Genomic DNA, 20,875 nt, shown 5'->3' with positions numbered 1-20,875 from the left:
GGGCGGGGGCGGCATGGGCCGCCGGCCCACCGCCCTCCGGCCCGCCAGCGGGCGCGGCCGGCGGGTCGGCCGGCGGGTCGGCGGGCGCGACCGGCGGCGAGCCGGCTGGCCGGGCGGAGGCCGGGCGGCCGGCGGGCACGGCGCCGGGGACGGGCACGGCCTCGTTGGGCAGGCCGGCGGGCACGGCCGGGCGGCCCGTAGCCGTGACCGACAGGTCGGCGAGGGCGACCGGCGGCGAGCCGGCGGGCACGGCGCCGGCGGTGGACACGGACACGTTCGGCCCACCGGCCGGCTGGCCGGCGACCGGCGGATCGCCAGGGACGACGACCGCCGCCACGTCGGCCGGCGGTCCAGCGGAGGCGGCCGACGCGACAGCGGTGCCGGGCACGGTGGGGCGGGTGGGCGGGGAGCCGCCGGGGGCGGTCACCGGAGGTCCGGCACGGCCGGCCGGGGGCGGTCGGCGAGCAGCGTGGCGAGCGCCCGGCCGGCGGCGACGAACGGCGCCGGCCCGCCCGCGTGCCGCCCGCCGGTGTGCGGCTGAAGACTCAGGTGCGGCTCGATGGAGAGCGGGCCGCGGTAGCCACCCGCCCACAACAGATCCAGCATCGCCGGGAGTTGGGCCTCGCCCTGGCCGGGCAGGGTGTACCGCACGCCGCCCGCGCCGTCGTGCGCCGCGTCCTTCACGTGGACGTGCCCGACCCGGGGCAGCAGCCGTTCCAGCATGGCGAGCCCGTCGTAGCCGTGCGGCACGCCGTTCCCGGTGTCGAAGAGCACGGCCAGCGCGGGGCTGTCGATCTCGTCCAGCAGCCAGTTCAACCGGGCGGCGCTGGTGCCGGCCCAGCCCGAGCAGTTCTCGATCAGCAGGGTCAGGCCCAGCTGTTCGGCGCGCCGGGCGAGCCGGCCGAGCCGTTCGAGGACCAGCGCCCGCCAGCGGTCGGCGGGCAGCCCGCCGCCCGGGTAGCTCATCACCCGCACCCGGCGGCAGCGCAGCACGGCGGCCTGCTGGGCCAGGGTCTCCAGGGTGGCGAGGTCGGCGGAGAGCGGGTCGGTGGCGTGGCTGGCCCAGTTGCCGAGGGTGGAGTCCAGGCAGACCACCTCCAGGCCGGCCGTGTGCAGCCGGGCGGCCAGGTCGGCGAAGTCCCGGGGCGGCAGCTCGGCCAGGCCGACCCCGTCCACCGAGCGCAACTCGATCGCGTGCCAGCCGAGTTGGCGCAGCGCGGCGCACTGGCCCCGGGCGTCGGGCGCGGCCTCGTCGCCGATGCCGGCCAGCGGGGCGCCCCAGGGGGTGGCGCCTTCGGACGGCTCAGGTGTCATGGCGGGCCTCCAGGGCCGGAACGGGGGCGATGGCGGCGTGCTCCTTGGCGGCGCACAGCAGGCGGACCACCTCGCGGTGGACGGGGTAGGTGACCCGCTCGCCGGTGGCGAACCGGCGGTAGGTGTCACGCAGGAACGCGGGCAGCGCGTCGTCCCGGAAGATCGCCGGTGGCCGGTCGGGACGGGTGAGCCGGGCGTGGTCATCGCGTTCGCTGATCGGGTAGTGGCCGGTGACCTCGCCGTCGGCGAACCGCAGTTGGACGCTGCGGCGCTGCACGGGGGCGGTCAGGTCGGAGGTCAGCCGGCTGGTGACGCCGCCGGCGTGCCGGAGGTCCAGCTCGGCGCCGCCCAGCAGGGGGTGCCAGGCGGTCTCGGTGCGCAGTTCCCGGCAGCTGGCCGCGGTCACGGTGGCCGGCCCGGCCAGCTCCAGCACCACGCCGAGACCGTGCGGCAGTTCGACGTCGAAGGCGCTGGGGTGGCCGTCGTCGTGTTGGCCGCGCAGCAGCCGTGGCTTGTCCTGCCGAAAGGCGATGGCGCGCAGCGGCCCGTAGTCCTGATCAGCCGTCAACTTGGCTAGCTGGCGGGTGAGTCGGGCGCTCAGCCAGTGGGCGACCACCTCGATGTGCAGCCGGTGGCGGCGTTGCAGGGCGTCCAGCAGGGCCAGTTGCTCCCGGTCGGTGGCCAGCGGCTTCTCCACCAGCACCCGGGTGAAGCCGAGTCGCGCCAACTCGACGAGCTGGGCGGCCCGTTCGGGCGGAGGGGTGCACAGGTGGACCACGGTGTCCGCCGGGTCGAAGAGCCGGGCCGCGTGCGCCGGGGACTCGACCCGGACCACCCCGGTCAGTCCGGCGCCGGCCTCGGGGCGCGGGTCCATGGCCAGTGGCGGCCCGGTGAACCAGTCCTGGCCGGCGGCCTCGGCCCGCAGCAGCACGGCCGCGTGCAGGCCGGCGCCCGACCGGCCGAGGCCGACGATAAAGGGGCGCAAGTTCTCTCCAGAAGGGATGGTCCGACAGAGGCGGAGGAGACGGGGGAAGAAGACGGACAACGGGACGGCTGGAAACACTGAACGGGAGGCTGACGGCGCTCGGGAGTTGCCCGGGCGAACGGCGGACGAGCGCCGCGCGGTTATCGCCGGAATACCGTGCGGAATCCAGGAGACCGGCGTCAACTCGCCGCGCACCACGCGTCACTCGGACACGCCCGGGTGACTTTCACAGCCGCCCGGGCGAAGTGTCAAGCAATTCGAACGGCCGCTACCTTAAAGGGTGAATCGCCTTGCTGGGGGCGCTCGTTGGGCGAACGAGCGCTATACGTTTGTGCCCTCCCTGGGCGAGTCCAGCGCGCGGCGCCTATTCGGTGGCCGCGCCCCGTGGCGCGCCCCGGAGCGCCTCCCCTTTCCGCCTCACTCTCCCTGGCTGGCACCCCTTGGTTTCGAGGAATTCCCCCCGCGTGATACCAGAAGACGCGGTGGCCGAGGAAGGCGTCGCCTTCTTCTCGCAGGCCGCCACCTTCGAGCGGCTCTGGCCCCGGATAACCGATCGGCTGCACGAGGTCTTCGCCGACGGGAAGTTCTCACACGGTGCCCAGGTCGCCGCTCTGGAGCGGGAGTTGGCCGCCTATACCGGCGCCGGTTTCGTCATCGGGGTGAACAGCGGCACGGACGCGCTGGTGCTGCTGCTGCGCGCCTGCGGGCTGCGGCCGGGGGACGGCGTGCTGGTCCCGGCGTACTCCTTCGTGGCCACCGCCTCCTCGGTGGTACTGGCCGGCGGCCGGCCGCAGTTCGTGGACATCGACCCGGTCAGCTACGCCATGGACCCGGCGGCCCTGGCCAAGGCGGTCACGCCGGAGAGCCGCTTCGTGATGCCGACCCACCTCTTCCACCAGCAGGCCGACATGGCCGCGCTGGGCGAGCTGGCCGAGACGCACGGGCTGACCCTGGTGGAGGACAGCGCCGAGGGCATCGGGATGCGCCAACTCGGCACCCACGCCGGCCTGCACGGACGTGGCGGGGTGCTGTCCTTCTTCCCCAGCAAGACGCTGGGCGCGATCGGGGACGCGGGCGCCGTCCTGACCGACGACCCGGCGGTCGCCGCCAGCGTCGGCGCGCTGCGCCACCACGGGCGGTTCGGCCGGACCCTGGCCCACTTCCCCGGCATCTCCCACGAGACGGCGCTGCCCGGGATGAACAGCAAGATGGACGACTTCCAGGCGGCGGTGCTGCGCGCCAAACTGCCGGAGCTGGAGGCGGACATCGCGCGCCGCGCCACGCTGGCCGCCGCCTACACCGAACGGCTGCGCGGCCTGCCCGGGGTACGGCGGCTGCCCGAGCCGTTCCCCGAGGCCCCCGGCTCCCGGGGCGTCTTCTACGTCTACCTGGTCGAGGTGGACCGGCGGGACGCGCTGGTCGCCGCACTCGCCGCGCGCGGCGTCGGCACCGAGACCTACTACCCGAGGCCGCTGCACCGGCAGCCCTGCTTCGCCGAACTGGGCTACCGGGCGGGCGACTTCCCCGTAGCCGAGGCGGCCAGCCGGCACGCGCTGGCGCTGCCGCTCTACCCGGACCTGGAGCTGTCCCAGGTGGACCGGGTCTGCGCCGCCATCGCCGAGTTCTACACCGAGGCTCCGACCGGGTCACCCGGGGCCACCGCCCCGGTCGCCGAACCCGCGCCCGGCGTCCCGGAGTTCGAGGGAGGGGCCCGATGACCGGGAGCACCGTGCCGTTCTTCTCGCCGCGCCTCTTCGAGGAGGACCGGGAAACCGTACTGCGGCTGGTCCACGCCACCGGCACCGACCCCGGGCAACGCTTCATCCTGGGCGCGCACACCCGCGCGCTGGAGGAGCGGCTGGCCGAGTCCCTGGGCGCGGCCGACGTGGTGGCCTGCGGCAGCGGCACCAGCGGCCTGACCATGGCGCTGGCCGCGCTGGGCGTGCGCGCGGGCGACGAGGTGGTGGTGCCGGCGCTCGGCTGCGCGCCGCTGGCCTCGGCGCCGCTGGCGCTGGGCGCCGTCCCGGTCTTCGCCGACGTGGACCCGGTCACCCTGACCATGGACCCGGCCGACGCCGAGGCCCGGATCACCCCCCGTACCCGGGCGCTGGTGCCGGCCCATCTCTTCTCCACCATGGCGGACATGCCGCGGTTCGTCGCGCTGGCCAGGCGGCACGGGCTGCGGTTGCTGGAGGACTCGGCGGTCGCCCAGGGCGCGGTGCTGCGCGGCACCCCGGCCGGGCTCTGGGGCGAGGCGGGCGTGTTCTCGTTCGTGCAGGTCAAGACGTTCGGGATGCCGGGCGAAGGCGGGGCCGTGGTCACCTCGGACCCGGAGCTGGGCCGGCGGGTGCGGCTGGCCCGCAACCACGGCCAGGCCGAGGGCGAGCGGTTCACCCACCGGGTGGTCGGCCACAACAGCCGCTTCGACGAGCTGCAGGCCCGGATCCAGCTGCACCGACTGCCCGGGCTGGCCGACCGGTTGGCCCGCCGGATGGCGATCGTCGAACGCTACGGCGAGCTGCTGGCGCCGCTGGCCGGGCGCGGCCTGCTGGTGCCGCCGCCCGGCCGGGACGGCCGCTGTGGCTACGTGTACACGGTGCTCGCCGACGAGCGGGAGGCGCTGGTCCAGGCGCTGCGGGCCGAAGGCGTCGAGCCGCACGTCTACTACCCGCGCCCGCTGCCCCGGCACGCCGCGTTCGCCCCCTACGCGCCGCGCGGCGCGCGCTGGCCGCGGGCGGAGTCGGCCGCCGCCCGGATGGTCTCGCTCCCGCTCTACCCCGGCCTGACCGACGCCCAGGTCGAGCAGGTCGCCGCCGCTGTGCGGCAGTTCGTCGAACGTTCCCCCCTCGCCCCCCGCCGTCCGGAGGCCACCACCCCATGACGCGTCCCCTGACCGACCCCGTCCCCGCTCCCCCGAGCGCGCCCGAGCCCGGGACCGCCGGCCCGCCGGCCGTCCGGCCCGTGGAGGGCAAACTGCGCGCCTATGCCCGGCTGGGCAAGCTGGACGTCTACGACTACTACCCGAGCCTGGCCGTGGCCCTCTCCGCGGTGCTGCTGCCGCTGGCCCAGTTCACCGCCGGGGCCGCCGGCACGCTGGCGCTGTTCCTGGCCGGCGAGGTGTTCGTGGTGATGGCGATGGTGGCGCTGGACGACATCACCGGCTACCACGACGGCAGCGACGCGGCCAACTACGGCCCCAACCACCCGTTGCGCGACATCCGCCGCAAGCCGCTGGTGGCCGGCACCCTGACGCTGCGTGAGGCGCACCTGTTCGCCTGGGGCTGCGCCGTGACGGGCGCCGGGCTGTGGGCGGCGAGCGCCGCCGTGGCGCCCCATCTGCCCCTGTGGACGGGGCTGTTGACGGCCGGGCTGCTGGTCGTCTCGCTCCAGTACTCGTACGGCCTGAAGATCAGCTACCACGGCTTCCAGGAGGTCTTCCTGTGTGGCCTGGGCGTCGGCCTGGTGCTGGTCCCGCACGCCCTGGTGGCCGGTGAGTTCGTGGGCTTCCTGCTGGTCCAGGGGGTGCTCTTCGGCTGCGGCCCGCTGCTGTTCGGGGTGTACTCCAACACCAACGACATCGAGGGCGACCGGGCGGTGGGCCGGCGCACTGTGGCCGCGCTGGTCTCGCCGCGGGGCAACGCGCGGTTCGTCGGGGCGCTCTCCGTCGGGGAGTTCCTGGTCGGCGCGGTGGCGTCGGCGAGCGGGGTGGCGCCCTGGTGGTTCGTGCTGGCGATGCTGCCGGTGACCGGCTTGCGGGCCCGGCAGTTCCACCTCGGGTTCGTGGCCGGCGACATCATGCGGGCCCGCCGGCTCGGGTTCACCGCGCACCGGGTCGCCACCGTGCTGCTGATCCTGGTCAACCTGGCGCTGGGCGCGAAGGTGTTGGCGTGAGCGCGGCGCGCGGCGCCGAGTTGGACGTGGCGGTGGTCGGCGCCGGCATCGCCGGGCTGAGCGCGGCGGCCGAGCTGCGGCGCGCCGGGCACACGGTGCGGGTCTTCGAGGCGGCCGACCGGGTCGGCGGGCGGATGCGCAGCCTGCGCCGGGCCGGCTTCACCGTGGACGAGGGCGCCGAGCAGATCTCCACCCAGGGCTACCGCGCCACCTGGCAGTTGCTGCGGCGGCTGGGCGTCCGGCCGCCCGAGGTGCCCAGGATCGGCCGGGGCGTCGGGGTCTGGCGGGGCGGCCGGGCGCACCCGGGTGTCGGCTCGCCCCGGGCCCAGCTGACCGGGGCCGGGCTCTCGCCGCGGGCGCGGCTCGACCTGACCAGGTTCCTGGTCTGGACGGCGAGACAGGGCGCGGCGCTGGACGCCGACCGCCCGGAGCGCGGGCCGCTGGGCGCGCGCACCCTGGCGGAGTTCGCCGGGCAGTACCACCCGGAGCTGCACGACTACCTCTTCCAGCCGCTAACCGGCGCGTTCTTCGGCTGGGACCCGGCGGAGTCCTGCGCGGGCCCGGCGGTCAGCCTGCTGCGCGAGGTGGGCCCGGTGAGCGCCTGGCGCACCTACCGGAACGGCATGGACATGGTGGCCCGGCGGCTGGCGGCCGGCCTGGACGTGGTCTGCGACAGCCAGGTGCGGGAGGTGACCGTCGACGGGGACGTCGCCCGACTGACCGTCGGCGAGCGGACGTTGACGGCCCGGGCCGTGGTCCTCGCGGTGCCGGCGCCGGTCGCCGCCCGGCTGCGCCCGGACGCGCCCGAGGTGGAGCGGTCCTTCCTGGCGGCCTGCGACTTCACCCCGATGCTCAAGGTGAGTTGCCCGCTGGAGCGGCCGTTGGCGCCGCCGGGGGGCGACTCCCTCTACGTGCTGCTCACCCCCCGGGTCGAGGAGGACACCCTCGCCGGGATCGTGCTGGACCACGCCAAGCACCCCGGCCGGGTGCCGCCGGGCCGGGGCCTGGTCAGCCTGATCGCCAGCCCGCACCAGCTGCCCGAGTTGCTGACCGCGCCCCGGGCCGAGGTGATCGACCTGCTGACCCGGGCCGCGGAGCGGTACCTGCCGGGGCTGAACGCGACCCGCACCAACGCCTGGGTGCACGCCTTCGAGCACGGCCTGCCGGCGGCCACCCCGGCCGCGCTGGCCCGGCGCGGCGCGTTCCACGACCGGCCGTTGGGGCCGGTGGAGTACGCCGGGGACTGGGTGCTGCTCCGGCCGGCCAGCGAGGGCGCGGTCCGCTCGGCCGCGCTGGCCGCCGCCCGGGTCCTGGCCAGGCTGGCCTCGACCACCGCCGGCCCTTCCGCGCTGGCCACCCCACGTCACCCCTGAACCGAGGGAGTTCACTGTGCGACCCGACGACATGGGCACGCTGTTCGACGACTGCGCCAGCCGGGGCGGCGCCACGCTGGTCCGGCTGGACCGGCCTTTCGACCTGCCGGGCACCGGGGCCACCACCTACGACCTGGCCCAGTTGGCGGCGCTGGTCGAGGAGACCGCCGGCTGGCTGGCGGCCGCCGGGGTCCGGGCCAGACACCGGGTGGCCATCGTCAAGGACAACCACTGGGACTACGACCTGCTGGCCTGCGCCGCCGTCCGGCTGGGCGCCGTGCCGGCCCAGCTCTCCGCCCACCTGGCGGCCGAGCCGCTGGGCACGCTGCTGGACCGGCTGCGGCCCCGGCTGCTGGTGACCACGGCCGCGCTGCTGGCCAGGCACCGCGCGGCGGGCGTCGATCCGGCGCGGCTGGCCGCCCGGACGGTGCTGCTGGACGGCACGGCCCAGGGCGCCACGTCGGTGGACGAGCTGCGCGGCGCGCGGGCGCCCGGGCCACGCCGGCGCTGCCCGGACGAGCCGCTGGTGATCAACCACACCTCGGGCACCACCGGGGTGCCCAAGCTGGTGGTCCACTCGACGAGGACCATCATCCACAAGCTCGCCAGGTTCGAGGCGTTCCGCTACCCGCGGATCGGGGTGCGGCGGGACGACACGGTGGTCAACGCCAGCTCCTACGCGCACGGCCGGACCTTCTGCTGGACGGCCAGCGTGTTCTGCCTGGCGCCGAAGGAGATCGCCGTCCTGACCGGGACCGACCCGGAGGCGGCCGACCTCTTCCTGCGGGCCCACCCGCCGACCGTGCTGGAGGCGCTGCCCTCGGTCTACGGACGGCTGGCGCCGCTGACCCGACGGCTGGACCAGCCGTTCCACCGGGTGCGGCTCTTCGTCAGCACCTATGACGCGGTGCACCCGCCGACCCTGCGCGCCTTCCTGGGCGCCACCCGCCGGCGCGGCGCGGTGTGGATGCAGGGCTGGGGGCAGACCGAGACCGGCCCGTTGACCTTCCGCTTCCACACCCGGCGGGCGCTGCGCCGGGCGGACGCCGCGGCGGCGGCCGGCGACCCCGGCCACGACGGCACGCCGGGCGGTGCTTCGGACCGCGGCGGCGCGGCGGGCGGCGGCGCGGCGGGCGGTACCTGGTGGTCCGGCGGCGGACAGGACGCCAGGGACCTGGGACGGCCGGTGCCGTTCAAGACCCGGCTGCGGGTGGTCGATCCGGTCACCTTCGCGCCGCTGCCGCCCGGCCGGGCGGGGCTGCTGCTGGCCCGCACCGCGGCCCGCGCCCCCACCTATCTCGGGGAGCGGGAGCGTTGGCTGGCGAAGGACCGGGACGGCTGGTGGAACACCGGCGACATCGGGGTCCGCGACCGCTCCGGCACGATCCGTCTGCTGGACCGCGAGGTGGACCACACGCCGGGCACCAGCTGCCTCCAGCTGGAGGACCTGCTGGAGGACCGGCTGCCCTGGCTGCGCGAGTGCGTGGTGCTCACCCCGCCGGGCCAGGAGCCGGTGCCGGTGCTGGTGACGGACGACGGCGCCTTCGACCGGGCGGACTACAAGCGGGCGGTGGCCGACCTGCCGCCGCTGGCCGAGCCGGTGGTGCGCGCGGAGGATTCGATCCCGCGCACCGGCACCGGCAAGGTGCGCCGGCACGCGCTGCTGGAACAGCTCACCGGCCGCCGGGACACGGCGGGCAGCGGGCGGTGGACCTGATGGCCAGGACCGGGGCGCCCGAGGCGCCACAAGCCACCGGGGCGGTGGGCTACGCGTTCGCGCCGCACGCCACCCACAGCGCGGAGCACCACCGGTGGGTGGCGGAGACCTGGGACCCGGTCACGCTGCCCAGGCTGGCCGCCACCGGGGTCACCCGTGGCTGGCGCTGTCTCGACGTCGGCACCGGAAGTGGCGGGTTGGCCCGTTGGCTGGCCGAGCGCGTCGGGCCCACCGGCGAGGTGATCGCCACCGACCTGCGGGAGCCGACCGCCCCGCCCACCGAGGGCGTCCGGTACCTGACCCACGACATCGCCAACGACCCGTTGCCGGAAGGCAAGTTCGACCTGATCGTGGCGCGCCTGGTGCTCCAGCACCTGCCGAGCCGGCAGGCGGTGCTGACCCGGCTGGCCGGGGCGTTGCGGCCCGGCGGCTGGCTCCAGATCGACGAGTTCGACACCTCCTACGAGCCGCCGCTGCTGACGCCCGACGCGGCGGCCGAGCGGCTCTACCGCAAGTTCCTGGCCGCCAAGTCGACGGCGCTGCGCGCGGCCGGCGGGCACCCGGGCTGGGGGCGCGAGGTGGCGGCGGCGATGCGGAACGCCGGGCTGGTCGCCATCGATCCACGGCCGCTGGTCGAGCTGCGCGACGCCGCCTCGGCGAGCCTGCGCCTCCAGGAACACCACACCCGCCATCTGCGGTCGCGGCTGCTGGCGGCCGGAATGACCGACGAGGAGCTGGCCGCCGTGCGGGAGTTGATGCGCGACCCGTCGTTCCTGGCCTGCTCCAGCGTCCTGTACTCGGTTCAGGGGCGGCGCCCCACGACGCACCCCACGACGGAAGGATCCGCATGACCGACCCACGGTTCGACTGGGACCAGGCGGCGCCCGGGGTGACCGAGGCGCTGGCCCGGCTGGACGGGCTGGCGGCGCGCGGGCTGGACCCGACGCTGGCCCAGCTGGTACGGCTGCGGGTGTCCCATCTCAACGGCTGCGCCTACTGCGTGGAGTTGCACGGCCGGCAGGCCCGGACGGCCGGCGAGTCGGCCGAGCGGCTCGCCTCGCTGGCCGGGCCGGGCGCGGCGACGTCCGGGCTGTTCTCCGAACGGGAGGCGGTGGCCCTGGAGTTGGCCGAGTGGATGGCCCGGCTGGCCGAGCGGGGACCGCTTCCTGAGGAGGTCTACCAGCGGGCCGCCACGGTGCTGCCGATCGCCGAGGTGGCCCGGCTGGTGGCCGTCGCCACCACCACCAACGCCTGGAACCGCCTGGCCACCGCGGCGGCGCTGCCACCCCGCCGCACCGACCCGAGCCGCGCCGTGCCGTGACCCTCCCCCACCCGGGACGGCCCGAGCCCCCACCGCGGGCGCGGTGGGGGCCGGGCGGGTCAGCGACCAGCTCAGCAGATGGGGATCCCCGGGTGCGGCTGGTTGTTCGAACCGCCCTGGGCGTAGACGGCGGTGATGTAGCCGCCCTTGTTCGCCAGCCAGATCCACCAGTCGTTCTGCCAGTCACCGATGGTGACGGGGTCGCCCTTGCGCTGGCAGTTGGCCGCGTGCGTCCCCTTGTTGACGGTGCCCACGATCCTGCTGTCGGTGGTCGGCCGTTCCCGGATGTTGACGCCGTTCTCCCAGACGTAGACCGAGTTGGCCTGCGCCTGGCTGTCGGCCGTGGCGGCCGGCGCGGTGGCCAGCGAGCCGCCCACCAGCACGGTGGCGGTGGTGGCCAGCAGGGCCAGTCGGTTGCGTACGCGCTTGCTCGTCATGTCGTTCCCCTCCCGGGCATTTCTTGGCGGCGCCATGTCACGAGATCCCCCGGCACCGCCCTGATCCGTCCCTCACGTTAGGGGCACCACGACCCGTCGGGCGCACGATTCATTTCTGCCTGAAACCGGCCGCGGAGCCGGGGAGGCGGCACCGGGCCCGGTCAGTAGTAGCCGGTGCGGCCGTCGAGTTGTTCGCGGATGAGGTCCAGGTGGCCGGCGTGCCGGGCGGTCTCCTCCAGCATGTGCAGCAGCATCCAGCGCAGGGTGCCGGCCGCGGCGCGGACCTCGGGGTTCCGGCCGGTGTCGTCCAGCGCGTGCGCGGCGACGATCTCGTTGGAGACGGCGCACTGCCGCCGGTAGTCGTCGAGGAGCTGGTCGAGCGGCACGCCGGCCACCAGCATGTCGCCGTCCTCGGGTTCCTCGCGGAACTGCGGGTTGTCGGCCGCCGGCCGGTTGAGGAAGATCACCTCGAACCAGGCGTGTTCGACCCAGCGCAGGTGGGAGATGATGCCGGCGGCCGTCATCAGGGGCGAGGAGGGCAGCACCGCGCGGTGCGCGTCGGCGGCCGACAGGCCCTCGGTCTTCCAGCGGCAGATGTCCCGCTGGAGGTCGAGCCAGCCGAGGAGTTGGGTGCGTTCGTCGGCGACGAAGGGCGGTCGCTCACGGGGCGTGGACGTGCGTGGAGTGGACATGCGGGTGGAGGCTAACGAGCCGGCCCCCACCCCGCATGTCGTTTTCCCGCGACGGACCGCCGGAGGGGTCAGATCAGGCCGAGGGCGAGCATCGCGTCGGCCACCCTGGTGTAGGCGGCGATGTTCGCGCCGGCCACGTAGTTGCCGGGCATCCCGTACTCCTCGGCGGTCTCCGCGCAGCTGGTGTGGATGCCGCGCATGATGTCCTGGAGCCGCTGCTCGGAGTACTCGAAGCTCCACGAGTCGCGGGAGGCGTTCTGCTGCATCTCCAGCGCCGAGGTGGCGACGCCGCCGGCGTTGGCGGCCTTGCCCGGGCCGTAGGCCAGCCCGGCCTCATGGAAGATCCGGATGCCCTCCGGCGTGGTGGGCATGTTGGCGCCCTCGCCGATCGCGACGACGCCGTTGCGGACCAGCTCGGCGGCCTCCTTGCCGGTGATCTCGTTCTGGGTGGCGCACGGCATCGCCACCTCGCAGGGCACCTCCCAGACCTGTCGGCCGGGGACGAAGCGGGCGCCCGGCCTGGCCTCCGCGTAGGCGGTGAGCCGCTCCCGGCGCACCTCCTTGATCTCCTTCAGCAGGGCGACGTCGATACCCGCCGGGTCGTGCACGTAGCCGCCGGAGTCGGAGCAGGCCACCACCTTGGCGCCGAGCTGGTGGGCCTTCTCTATGGCGTAGATGGCGACGTTGCCGGAGCCGGAGACGACCGCCGTCTTGCCGTCCAGGGAGTCGCCCCTGGCCAGCAGCATCTCCTGGACGAAGAAGACACAGCCGTAGCCGGTGGCCTCGGCCCGCACCTGCGCGCCGCCGTAGGTGAGGCCCTTGCCGGTGAGCACGCCGGACTCGTAGCGGTTGGTGATCCGCTTGTACTGGCCGAAGAGGTAGCCGATCTCGCGCCCGCCGACGCCGACGTCGCCGGCCGGGACGTCGGTGTACTCGCCGACGTGCCGGTGGAGTTCGGTCATGAAGCTCTGACAGAACCGCATGACCTCGCGGTCCGAGCGCCCCTTGGGGTCGAAGTCGGCGCCGCCCTTGCCGCCGCCGATGGGCAGCCCGGTCAGCGCGTTCTTGAAGATCTGCTCGAAGCCGAGGAACTTGACGGTGCCGAGCCGGACCGACGGGTGGAAGCGCAGGCCGCCCTTGTAGGGGCCGAGCGTGCTGTTGAACTCGACGCGGAAGCCACGGTTGATGTGGATCTCGCCCCGGTCGTCCTCCCACGGGACCCGGAAGATGATCTGCCGCTCGGGCTCGCAGAGCCGGGCGACGATCTTGGCGTCGGTGTAGCGGGGGTGCTTGCCGAGCACCGGGCCGATGCTCTCCAGCACCTCCCGCACGGCCTGATGGAACTCGTCCTCACCGGGGTTGCGGGCCAACACCTCGGCGTAGACGGCCTCCGACTTCTCGTGCAACGGCATGGCGTGCTCCCACTCCTGTCCTGGCGTCCCGAACGGCCGACACGGGCGTTCCGGGAAGGGCGGACCGTGCAGGTACGAGCCTGACACGGTGCGTCGTACTGTGCCCGCCAGGCTCCGTTGCCTGGGCGACAAACCGATCACGGTCACTGTATACAGCCAGGTCGGAGGCGGGAAGGGTGGCTACGAACGGGGCCGTGCCGGGCCAGGCTCGGGCCGGTGCGCGAACGACGGGGGCCCGGCGGGAGGCACGTTTTCTGTACCCCCGCCGGGCCCGGTCGGTTCGGTCCAGCTGGCCCTTGGCGGCGCCGGTTCAGTCGGCCGGCTCGGTCGGCCGGCCCGGTTCAGTCGAGGGGGCGGTAGCCCACGCCCAGCCCGTCCAGCAGCGGGAGGTGGCCGCGCAGCCGGCGCTGGAAGTCGGCCAGGCCCAGGTCGGCCTCGGCGGACCAGCCCAGCTCGGCGATGGCCGCCAGGCGCGGGAACGCCCGCCACTCCACGGCGGCCGGGGTCGGCAGGTACTCGCTCCACAGCTGGCCCTGGACCCCGAGCGCGGTGGCCGGCGGCCGGTAGGCGTAGACCTTCTCCAGGGGCAGTCCGGCGCCGATGGCCAGCGGCTCGTCCGGGGCCTCGGTCTCCGCGTAGTCGAGGTAGGTGTGCTGCTGCGGGACGGCCACCAGGTCGTGGCCGGCACGTTCGGCCAGCGCCACCCGGTCGTCGCTCCGCCAGGCGAAGACGGCCGCGCCGGCCGGCACGCCCTGTTCCAGCAGCTCGTCCCAGACGGCGGCCCGGCGGCCGTGGCCGGCCAGGTGCGCGGCGAGCCGCCCGGCCCACCAGCCGAGCAGCCGCTCGGGCCCGGCCAGCCGCTCGGCCGCCGCCCGCTCCCTGGCCTCGGGGCTGGCCAGCCACTCCTCGGTCGGCACCTCGTCGCCACCGATGTGCACGTACTCGAAGGGGAAGACGTCCACCAGCTCGTCGAGCACGTCGCGGACGAACTCCACGGTGCGCTCCCGGGCGTTGAGCACGTGCGGGGAGATGCCCCAGGCGACCCGGACGGGGAGCCGCCGGTCGGGGCGGTTGCCCAGCCAGGGGTAGGCGGCGATGGCCGCCTGCATGTGGCCGGGCGCGTCGATCTCCGGCATGATCCGCACCCCGCGGCGCGACGCGTAGGCGACCAGGTCGCGCAGCTCCCGCTGGGTGTAGGAACCGCCGTGCGGCACCTCGTCGGTGCGGCCGTCCCGGTGGTGCCCGATCACCGAGCCGGTCCGGAAGCCGCCGACCTCGGTCAGTTTCGGATAGCGCCGGACCTCGAACCGCCAGCCCTGGTCATCGGTGAGGTGCAGGTGCAGGGTGTTCAGCTTGTGCAGGGCCAGCAGGTCGACATAGCGGTAGAGGAACGGCAGTGGGTGGGCGTGCCTGGCCACGTCCAGCAGCGAACCGCGCCAGCCGTAGCGCGGCCGGTCCACGATCTCCACCAGCGGCAGCCGGCCGTCCCGCAGCAGTTGGCGTAGCGTCTGGACGGCCCAGCGCAGCCCGGTGAGGGTGCCGGCTGTCCCCCGGACGCCTCGCTCGTCCACGGTCAGCCGGTAGCCCTCGGCGCCCAGCTCCGGGTCGTCCGCGAGGGTCAGCTCGATGCCGGGCCCTGAGCCCCGCACCGGCAGCAACTCCCTGACCAGCTCTGCCACTTCGTCCGGGGCCCGCACTCCCGCCCCGGGCCCGAGCGGCCACCACTCGCCGGGCCGGGTCCGCAGGGTTCGGGGGCGGGGCACCAGGGCCGGCGGTGCGTCGGTGGGGGCGTCGGCGGCGGTGGGCGGCGTGCTCTGCGGGGTCTGGGTCACGTGTCGCACTCTCCCGTTGCTCTCGGCGGTGGGTGGGGCGTCCTCGCAGGACCGCTTCGACGCTAGCCCCCGGCCAGGTCAGTGCCAAGACGCCCGACCACCGGCCGGCGGCGGGTCGGGATCACGGCGGTGAGGTGGGCCGCCGCCAGATGTGGATGTCGGTGCCGGGCTGGCGGGCCGCGAAGCGGCCCGTGGGGGAGGCGGCCCGCAGCAGGCGGCGCAGCTCCGTCTCGAACTCCGCGCGGCGGGCGCCGAAGAGGTGCGGCGCGGAGGAGGAGAGCGAGAAGACCCCGGCGACGGCGTCGTCCACGTCGCGGACCAGCGGCTGTCCGCCGGGGACCACGAGCCGCTCGGGGCCGGTGAACCCGGCCCGGGCGTAGATCGCCGACTCGCCGCCGGGCGTGCCGCCCGGCAGCAGGCCGCGGCCGGCCCGTCTGACCGGGCCGAGGTACCGCCTCACCAGCGCGTCGACGGCCGGGATGGGCACCGCCGGGTGCGGCGGGCCGGCCGGGTCGGTCGGCTCGCCCTTGAGGTCCGAGACGTGCAGCAGCACCCCGCCGGGCCTGAGCAGGTCCCGGGCCCTGGCGGCCACCAGGTCGCGGTCCATCCAGTGGAAGGACTGGGCGAAGGCCACCACGGTGAACGTGCCCAGGTCGGCGGGGAGTCGCTCGGCGCGGGCCCGCACCCAACGGGTCTTCCCGGCCACCCCGGCCTCGGCGGCCAGCCGGCCGGCCTCGGCGATCATCCCGGCGTCCGGGTCCACCCCGACCACCGTCCGGAAGTGGTGCGCCAGCCGCAGCGCCAGCACGCCAGGACCGCACCCCACGTCGAGCAGCCGCCCGGTCCCGTCCCAGCGCAGCGTGGCGCCGAGCGCCGCCGCCAGCCCGGGGGCGTAGGGCAGCCGGCCGCGCCGGTAGTAGGGGGCCGCCCCGGCGAAGAGGGTCTCGTCCCACTGCCAGTCGTCCACGGTCGCCTCCCGTTCTCGCGTGTCTCCCCCGCGCGCCCGACACCGCGCCAGCCGGGCCGGGGGCGCCCGATCCTGCCACGGCGGCCGGGCCGGGCGCGCCTCGGCGCTGTCCGGGCGGCCGAACGGCCGGCACTTTTCCGGAACGGGGCGGAACTTTCTCTTGACGGTGGGCAAAGTCGTTTCTACGTTGTCCGCCGTGGCGAACGCGGTGCAGGCGTCCCGCCCGTCGTGTCCGACGAAGCAACCACAGCACCCACGGCAGGAGTTCGCCCATGTGTTACGGACTTGACGACGACCGCGCCCACGCCCTGGCGCGCGCCGGACGCGCCCCCAGTCGGCGGTCGCTGCTGCGCGGCGCCGCGTTCGGCGCGCTCGGCGCCGGCGCGTTGGCCGCCGGCGTGGCCGGCGCTCCGGCGGCCGCGGCCGCCCGCCGTCCCGGCGGGGGCCGGATCCGGATCCCGAAGGACCGGATCAGCATCCAGCTGTACACCGTGCGGGACGCGTTGAACGGTGACCCCGGGTTCGACGCCTCGCTGCGCCACATCGCCGGGCTCGGCTACCCGCGGGTCGAGCAGGCGCTCGGCTTCTTCGGCCGCACCGCCGACGAACTGCGCTCCTTCTACCGCTCGTTGGGCATCCGGGCCACCTCGAGCCACAACGACATCAGCGCCGACGACGCGGCGTTGGAGACCAAGCTCGCGGACGCCCGCGCCCTGGGGCAGTCCTATCTCAACGTGCCCTACCTGGCCTCGGAGGTCGCCGACGACTGGCGGCGCTGGGCGGAGCGGATGAACCACGAGGCGGCCCTGGCCCGGCGGTACGGGCTGCGCTACGGCTACCACAACCACGCGCACGAGTTCACCACCGACCTGGGCGGCGGGCTCACCCCCTGGGACATCCTGACCCGCGAACTCGACCCGCGCCTGGTGCACCTGGAGATCGACATCTACTGGGCGGTGACCGGCGGCATCGAGACCGGGGCGGCCGACCCGGAGGGCTTCGCCGTCGACGTCATCAGGTCGGCGCCGCAGCGGGTGCTCCAGTACCACGTCAAGGACCGGGACCCGGCGACCGGCGACATGGCCGACCCGGGCACCGGGATGATCGACTTCGCCCGGATCTTCCGGGCCCACCAGGTACGGGAGTACATCGTGGAGAACGACACCCCGGACGTGACGCCGCTGCGCAGCGCCGAGGTCGGCTACGCCTACCTGCGCGACTTCCGCTGCTGACCGGCGGCGGGCGGAGCAGGCACCGGCGGGCGGGCCCGGCACGACGCCCACCGCTGACCGCGAACGGCCGGGCCCGGCACGTCGGTTGACGCGCCGGGCCCGGCCGGGACGTGCGGGTCGGGCCCTTCGGGTCAGCTGGCCGCCCGGGCGGCCAGCGCCTCGGCCACGGTGTCGAAGAAGCGCGCCTGGGCCAGCGCGCTGGGCGGCAGCTCCGGGTTCCAGGGCAGCACGGTGGCCGCCGAACTCAGGGCCAGCCAGCCGGCGTTGTCCTGGAAGACGGCGGGCCCGGCCGCGTTGCCCCGCACGTCGCCCAGCACGATCCCGGGGGCCAGCTCGGCGGCCTCGGCCCAGCCGGCGGTCGCCCAGTTGGCGCCCGGCCCCTCGGCCGGCGCGGCCAGCCGCACCCCGTGCTCGGCCAGCGCCCGCAGGTCGGGCCAGGCGGTGGGGCGGGCCAGGTAGGCGGTGTCGGGACCGGCCGGGGAGAGCGCCAGCACCCGGGTGTCGGGCGCGGCGGCGGCCGCGGCCCGCAGCCGCTCGCGCGCCCCGGCCAGCCGCGCCGCTCGGGCCGCCGGGCCGAGCGGCGGGCCGCCCGACTCGCCGTCGCCGGACTCGGCGCCGCCCGACGCGCCTTCGCCCTCCGGGACTTCGGCCGTCGCGACACCCAACGAGGCGACGAGGGCGGCCAGTCGGGCCGCGACCTCGGCCAGGCCACGGCCCGGGCCGACGTCCAGCACCACGGTCGGCACCCGGGCCTCCAACTCGTCGGCGACCGGCTCAGGCACGCCGTAGAGGCGCTTGCCGTCGTAACTGACGCCGACCAGCAAGTCGGGTTCGGTGGCGAGCAGTTCCGCTATCCGGAGAGCGCCGCCCGGGCCGTGGTAGGGGATCTCGTCCAGTGGGAGCAGGCCGGACTTGGCCGGGTCCGGCGTGCCGCCGTCGTGCAGGGAGCCGAAGTGCCCCGCCGGGCGCACCCCTTCGTCCCACAGCGCGGCGGCCACCTGGGTGTAGCCGACCACCCGCCGGGGTGGGGCGGCCGCGGTGACCCGCGCTCCCCGGTCGTCCTCGAACTGCCAGCCCGGCGCCTGCTCGCGCGCGTCCTCGGTGCCCGAGGTGTGGTCAGTGGTCATGGCCCCGCCCCTCTCCTCACGGTTCTGGAGTGTCCTGGAGTGTGTCGTCCGGTGCCGCCGGACCGTCCGGGCGAACGGGGGCGCCCCCGCCGAGGTGGTCGGCGGGAGCGCGGGTCCGTCCGTGTCCGCTATACCTGCCCAGTACCGGCCGGGATTCCCACTCCTGGCACCCGCCGGCCGTCAGGCGTTGGCGCGGGTCACCAGCAGCACCTCGGACTCGTCGTGCGGCAGGTACTGGGCGCCCACCACCATTCCCGGCTGGACCTGGGGGATGGCGGAGGCCGGCATCGGCTTGGACTGCTCGATGTCGAAGGTGGTGCCGTCGGGGCGGGTGACCCGCATGGTGAAGGTGACGACCGCCTTGTCGTTCCTGATCTCGCCGGTGGGCGCCATCGCCAGGACCACGGCGCGGGTCGCGAAGCCGTGCTCGGCGATCCGCAGCTGCTTCTGGGTCATGTCCCCCTTGGCCACCCGGACCCGGTTCATCGCCTGCTGCATCTCCCGCGGGTCGGCGTCGGTGGCCAGCGCCACCTTCCCGTCCGAGCTGCCCGGCAGGTAGCGGACCGGCAGCATCACACCGGGCTGGAACATGGACAGCTCGTGCAGGGGCACCAACTGCCGGGCCACGCCCCGGAAGGACTGACCGTCGAGGGTGTCCACGTCCATCAGGATGTCCATCTGTGGCGCGTCGTTGACGGTCAGGCCGGTGCGCTCCAGGTCGACCACGGTGCCGACGCCGATCGGCGCGTCCCGGAACGCCTTGGCCACCTTGGCGCCGGTGGCGCCGTCCAGCATGGATCCCACGGTGAACAGGTGCGGCACCACGAAGACCAGCAGGATGGGGCCGACCATGAAGCCGTTCAGCCACGGCATCGGCCCGTCGGAGTTGAGGCCGGTGAGGACGAAGGCGACGGTCAGCCCGGCGGCGATGGCGGCCATCAGCCAGGAGAAGAACTTCATGGGGGTGGTCCTTTCAGGACTTCGGATGTGTTGGCAGGTCTTTGCGTATTTTCGGCCGCATTCCGGGGTGATCTTCACCCGGGGTGACGGCCGGGGGTGACGGGGCCGGTCGGCGTCACTCGGGGTTACCGAAGAAGTCGGTCGCGCCCACCTCGACCTCCACCAGGGAGCCGTCGGGGCGGATCAGCAGCAGCTCGTCGTGCTCGGCGAACTCCTCGTCCGCCGAGGCGACAGGCAGCACGCTGGTGCCGGACGGGGTGGTGAACGCCGGGCCCGCCTCGGCGGCCATCAGCCGGGTGGCGAGGATCTCGCCGGAGTCCAGGGAGACCACGTGCAGCCGGTAGTTGTCGCCGACCGCGTCGGCCGCCTCCTGCACCACCACGTAGCCCTGGTCGGCGCCGAGCGCCAGCAGCCCGGCCTGCTCGTCGCCCTCGCTGCGCGGGGCGGCCCCGCCGAGGCCGGGCAGCCCGGCCAGCCCCGGAAGGTCGGACAGTTCCGCCAGCTCGGGGAGGTTGGTCAGCTCGGCGAGGCCCGCCCAGCCGGGCAGCCCGGGGAGTTCGGCCCCGGCTCCCAGCGCGTCGGACAGCTGGCGGCGCAGCTCCTCGCTCACCTCGACCGGCACGTCGGCCCCCAGCAGCTCCTCGATCCGGCGGGCGACGTCCTCCGCCGGGTCGGCCGGCTCGCCGCCGCCCACCACCACCGGGGCGGCCGAGGCCACCCGCACTCCACCGCCCAGCAGGATCTCCGGCTCCCGGAACGGCTGGCCGCCCAACTGCCGGCTGCCGCCCGCCCGGTCGGTCAGGACCAGGTCGCTGCTCCGCGCGCCGATCTCGGTGGCCCGCAGGGACAGCGAGCCGGCCTCGCCCGCGGCGGCGGACTCGCCGGTCAGCTCGGCGTCGTCCGACGTCAGCGGCCCGTCGCTGAGCCGGCCCCGCCAGGCGTTGGCGGTCGCCTCGTCGGCCGGGGTGGCCGCCAGCTCGCCGATCCGGATCAGGTAGATCTCGCCCAGCGTGTCCATCGCGACCACCGCGTTCCTGGCGCTGTCGAAGGCGTAGGCCGAGCCGGCGGCGATGTGACCGGCGCCGATGCCGGGGATCGCGTCCGGGGCCACGACCGTCGAGCCGTCCGCCAGGGCGACGATCCGCAGCCCGTCGTCGGTGTTGAGGTAGACATGGGTGTCGCTGGTCGCCAACACCCTCGCCTCCCAGATCAGTTCGCCGGAGAGCCGGACGTCCCAGAGCGAGTCGCCGGTGGCCACGTCCACCGCCGCCAGCCGGGTCTCCCACGGGTCGTCGAACATCCGGAACACCCCGGTCCCGCCGTCGCGTTCGTAGGGCACCAGGGCCACCTCACCGGCCGGCGTGACGGCCAGCCCGGTGCCGGTCTGGAGGGCGACGTCGCCCTCGGGGTAGCTGAGCAGCACCGTGCCGAAGATCGCGCCGCCGACGCCCAGCGGCACCGCCAGCCCCAGGAAGAGCGCCAGGCCGCCGCCGGACCGGTTGCGCCGCCTCGGGTAGGAGGGCCGGTCGGGGGTGCCGTAGGGCGAGGTGATCAACCGCACCCCGCCGGCCACACCCGGGTTCCTCGGATCGTTCACGGCCCCGCTCCTCCCGCT

Annotated in this window: 18 protein-coding genes and 1 pseudogene; 8 read left to right on the top strand and 11 right to left on the bottom strand. The window is 75.0% G+C overall.

Annotated elements, in window-relative coordinates; translation table 11 throughout:
* The 3 genes and pseudogenes from RM844_RS09610 to RM844_RS09600 all read right to left on the bottom strand — a co-directional run.
* A pseudogene (locus RM844_RS09610) lies at nucleotides 1-274 on the bottom strand (2-oxoglutarate dehydrogenase, E2 component, dihydrolipoamide succinyltransferase); the annotation flags it as partial.
* Nucleotides 275-423: 149 nt separating this feature from the next.
* Nucleotides 424-1,314, bottom strand: a complete 891-nt coding sequence (locus tag RM844_RS09605; protein ID WP_311666563.1) for a sugar phosphate isomerase/epimerase family protein — start codon at nucleotides 1,312-1,314, stop codon at nucleotides 424-426.
* Nucleotides 1,304-2,299 carry a Gfo/Idh/MocA family oxidoreductase gene (locus RM844_RS09600; protein WP_311666562.1) on the bottom strand — a complete coding sequence of 332 codons (996 nt, stop codon included), beginning with the start codon at nucleotides 2,297-2,299 and terminating at the stop codon, nucleotides 1,304-1,306. The genes RM844_RS09605 and RM844_RS09600 overlap by 11 nt, the downstream gene beginning before the upstream one ends.
* Before the next feature lie 464 nt (nucleotides 2,300-2,763).
* Between RM844_RS09600 and RM844_RS09595 the strand changes: the two genes are divergently transcribed.
* Genes RM844_RS09595 through RM844_RS09565 form a run of 7 tightly spaced genes read left to right on the top strand, consistent with a single transcriptional unit; the run spans nucleotide 2,764 to nucleotide 10,601 of the window.
* On the top strand, nucleotides 2,764-4,017 hold the full coding sequence (locus RM844_RS09595; RefSeq protein WP_311666561.1) for a DegT/DnrJ/EryC1/StrS family aminotransferase: 1,254 nt from the start codon (nucleotides 2,764-2,766) through the stop codon (nucleotides 4,015-4,017).
* Nucleotides 4,014-5,180: a DegT/DnrJ/EryC1/StrS family aminotransferase gene (locus tag RM844_RS09590; protein WP_311666560.1), complete on the top strand. Its 1,167-nt coding sequence runs from the start codon at nucleotides 4,014-4,016 to the stop codon at nucleotides 5,178-5,180. Before RM844_RS09595 ends, RM844_RS09590 begins: the two co-directional genes overlap by 4 nt.
* Nucleotides 5,177-6,190 (top strand): UbiA family prenyltransferase, encoded by a 1,014-nt coding sequence (locus tag RM844_RS09585; protein WP_311666559.1) that lies wholly within the window; start codon nucleotides 5,177-5,179, stop codon nucleotides 6,188-6,190. Before RM844_RS09590 ends, RM844_RS09585 begins: the two co-directional genes overlap by 4 nt.
* Entirely contained in the window at nucleotides 6,187-7,563 is a 1,377-nt protein-coding gene (locus RM844_RS09580; RefSeq protein WP_311666558.1) for a protoporphyrinogen/coproporphyrinogen oxidase, read from the top strand. The genes RM844_RS09585 and RM844_RS09580 overlap by 4 nt, the downstream gene beginning before the upstream one ends.
* A gap of 31 nt (nucleotides 7,564-7,594) precedes the next feature.
* The gene (locus tag RM844_RS09575; RefSeq protein WP_311666584.1) at nucleotides 7,595-9,280 is read left to right on the top strand and encodes a class I adenylate-forming enzyme family protein; all 1,686 of its coding nucleotides are present in this window, start codon (nucleotides 7,595-7,597) and stop codon (nucleotides 9,278-9,280) included.
* The gene (locus tag RM844_RS09570) at nucleotides 9,280-10,131 is read left to right on the top strand and encodes a class I SAM-dependent methyltransferase (protein ID WP_311666557.1); all 852 of its coding nucleotides are present in this window, start codon (nucleotides 9,280-9,282) and stop codon (nucleotides 10,129-10,131) included. The genes RM844_RS09575 and RM844_RS09570 overlap by 1 nt, the downstream gene beginning before the upstream one ends.
* Complete coding sequence (locus RM844_RS09565) at nucleotides 10,128-10,601, top strand: carboxymuconolactone decarboxylase family protein (RefSeq protein ID WP_311666556.1); 474 nt, start codon at nucleotides 10,128-10,130, stop codon at nucleotides 10,599-10,601. Before RM844_RS09570 ends, RM844_RS09565 begins: the two co-directional genes overlap by 4 nt.
* 71 nt (nucleotides 10,602-10,672) lie before the next feature.
* Here the strand turns inward: RM844_RS09565 and RM844_RS09560 are convergent, their stop codons facing one another.
* The 5 genes from RM844_RS09560 to RM844_RS09540 all read right to left on the bottom strand — a co-directional run bounded on the left by RM844_RS09560 (nucleotide 10,673) and on the right by RM844_RS09540 (nucleotide 15,941).
* Complete coding sequence (locus tag RM844_RS09560; protein WP_311666555.1) at nucleotides 10,673-11,038, bottom strand: SH3 domain-containing protein; 366 nt, start codon at nucleotides 11,036-11,038, stop codon at nucleotides 10,673-10,675.
* A gap of 161 nt (nucleotides 11,039-11,199) precedes the next feature.
* Nucleotides 11,200-11,730: a DinB family protein gene (locus RM844_RS09555; RefSeq protein ID WP_311666554.1), complete on the bottom strand. Its 531-nt coding sequence runs from the start codon at nucleotides 11,728-11,730 to the stop codon at nucleotides 11,200-11,202.
* A 68-nt stretch (nucleotides 11,731-11,798) separates the two neighbouring features.
* The gene (gene gdhA / locus RM844_RS09550; RefSeq protein WP_311666553.1) at nucleotides 11,799-13,142 is read right to left on the bottom strand and encodes an NADP-specific glutamate dehydrogenase; all 1,344 of its coding nucleotides are present in this window, start codon (nucleotides 13,140-13,142) and stop codon (nucleotides 11,799-11,801) included.
* Nucleotides 13,143-13,483: 341 nt separating this feature from the next.
* Nucleotides 13,484-14,974, bottom strand: a complete 1,491-nt coding sequence (locus tag RM844_RS09545) for a beta-N-acetylhexosaminidase (RefSeq protein WP_311666552.1) — start codon at nucleotides 14,972-14,974, stop codon at nucleotides 13,484-13,486.
* 121 nt (nucleotides 14,975-15,095) lie between these two features.
* Entirely contained in the window at nucleotides 15,096-15,941 is an 846-nt protein-coding gene (locus RM844_RS09540) for a class I SAM-dependent methyltransferase (protein WP_311666551.1), read from the bottom strand.
* 272 nt (nucleotides 15,942-16,213) lie between these two features.
* Here RM844_RS09540 and RM844_RS09535 point away from each other — a divergent pair, with 272 nt between their 5' ends.
* Nucleotides 16,214-17,173 carry a sugar phosphate isomerase/epimerase family protein gene (locus RM844_RS09535; RefSeq protein WP_311666550.1) on the top strand — a complete coding sequence of 320 codons (960 nt, stop codon included), beginning with the start codon at nucleotides 16,214-16,216 and terminating at the stop codon, nucleotides 17,171-17,173.
* A 131-nt stretch (nucleotides 17,174-17,304) separates the two neighbouring features.
* Here the strand turns inward: RM844_RS09535 and RM844_RS09530 are convergent, their stop codons facing one another.
* The 3 genes from RM844_RS09530 to RM844_RS09520 all read right to left on the bottom strand — a co-directional run bounded on the left by RM844_RS09530 (nucleotide 17,305) and on the right by RM844_RS09520 (nucleotide 20,857).
* Nucleotides 17,305-18,300 carry an ABC transporter substrate-binding protein gene (locus tag RM844_RS09530; protein ID WP_311666549.1) on the bottom strand — a complete coding sequence of 332 codons (996 nt, stop codon included), beginning with the start codon at nucleotides 18,298-18,300 and terminating at the stop codon, nucleotides 17,305-17,307.
* Between the two features lie 180 nt (nucleotides 18,301-18,480).
* Nucleotides 18,481-19,260, bottom strand: coding sequence for a hypothetical protein (locus RM844_RS09525; protein WP_311666548.1), 780 nt, complete (start codon nucleotides 19,258-19,260; stop codon nucleotides 18,481-18,483).
* A 115-nt stretch (nucleotides 19,261-19,375) separates the two neighbouring features.
* Nucleotides 19,376-20,857 (bottom strand): PA2928 family protein, encoded by a 1,482-nt coding sequence (locus RM844_RS09520; RefSeq protein WP_311666547.1) that lies wholly within the window; start codon nucleotides 20,855-20,857, stop codon nucleotides 19,376-19,378.
* Between the last annotated feature and the right edge of the window lie 18 nt (nucleotides 20,858-20,875).

Origin of the sequence: Streptomyces chisholmiae (assembly GCF_031845445.1) — a bacterium.
Lineage (GTDB): Bacteria > Actinomycetota > Actinomycetes > Streptomycetales > Streptomycetaceae > Streptomyces > Streptomyces chisholmiae.
The sequence above is the reverse complement of the archived record's forward strand: the minus strand, read 5'-3'. Positions and strand labels throughout refer to the sequence as shown.

Coding starts and splice junctions, on each gene's coding strand:
- RM844_RS09605 (WP_311666563.1), bottom strand. CDS start 1,314: ATGACACCTGAGCCGTCCGAAGGCGCCACCCCCTGGGGCGCCCCGCTG.
- RM844_RS09590 (WP_311666560.1), top strand. CDS start 4,014: ATGACCGGGAGCACCGTGCCGTTCTTCTCGCCGCGCCTCTTCGAGGAG.
- RM844_RS09585 (WP_311666559.1), top strand. CDS start 5,177: ATGACGCGTCCCCTGACCGACCCCGTCCCCGCTCCCCCGAGCGCGCCC.
- RM844_RS09575 (WP_311666584.1), top strand. CDS start 7,595: ATGGGCACGCTGTTCGACGACTGCGCCAGCCGGGGCGGCGCCACGCTG.
- RM844_RS09570 (WP_311666557.1), top strand. CDS start 9,280: ATGGCCAGGACCGGGGCGCCCGAGGCGCCACAAGCCACCGGGGCGGTG.
- RM844_RS09565 (WP_311666556.1), top strand. CDS start 10,128: ATGACCGACCCACGGTTCGACTGGGACCAGGCGGCGCCCGGGGTGACC.
- RM844_RS09560 (WP_311666555.1), bottom strand. CDS start 11,038: ATGACGAGCAAGCGCGTACGCAACCGACTGGCCCTGCTGGCCACCACC.
- RM844_RS09555 (WP_311666554.1), bottom strand. CDS start 11,730: ATGTCCACTCCACGCACGTCCACGCCCCGTGAGCGACCGCCCTTCGTC.
- gdhA (WP_311666553.1), bottom strand. CDS start 13,142: ATGCCGTTGCACGAGAAGTCGGAGGCCGTCTACGCCGAGGTGTTGGCC.
- RM844_RS09535 (WP_311666550.1), top strand. CDS start 16,214: ATGTGTTACGGACTTGACGACGACCGCGCCCACGCCCTGGCGCGCGCC.
- RM844_RS09530 (WP_311666549.1), bottom strand. CDS start 18,300: ATGACCACTGACCACACCTCGGGCACCGAGGACGCGCGCGAGCAGGCG.
- RM844_RS09525 (WP_311666548.1), bottom strand. CDS start 19,260: ATGAAGTTCTTCTCCTGGCTGATGGCCGCCATCGCCGCCGGGCTGACC.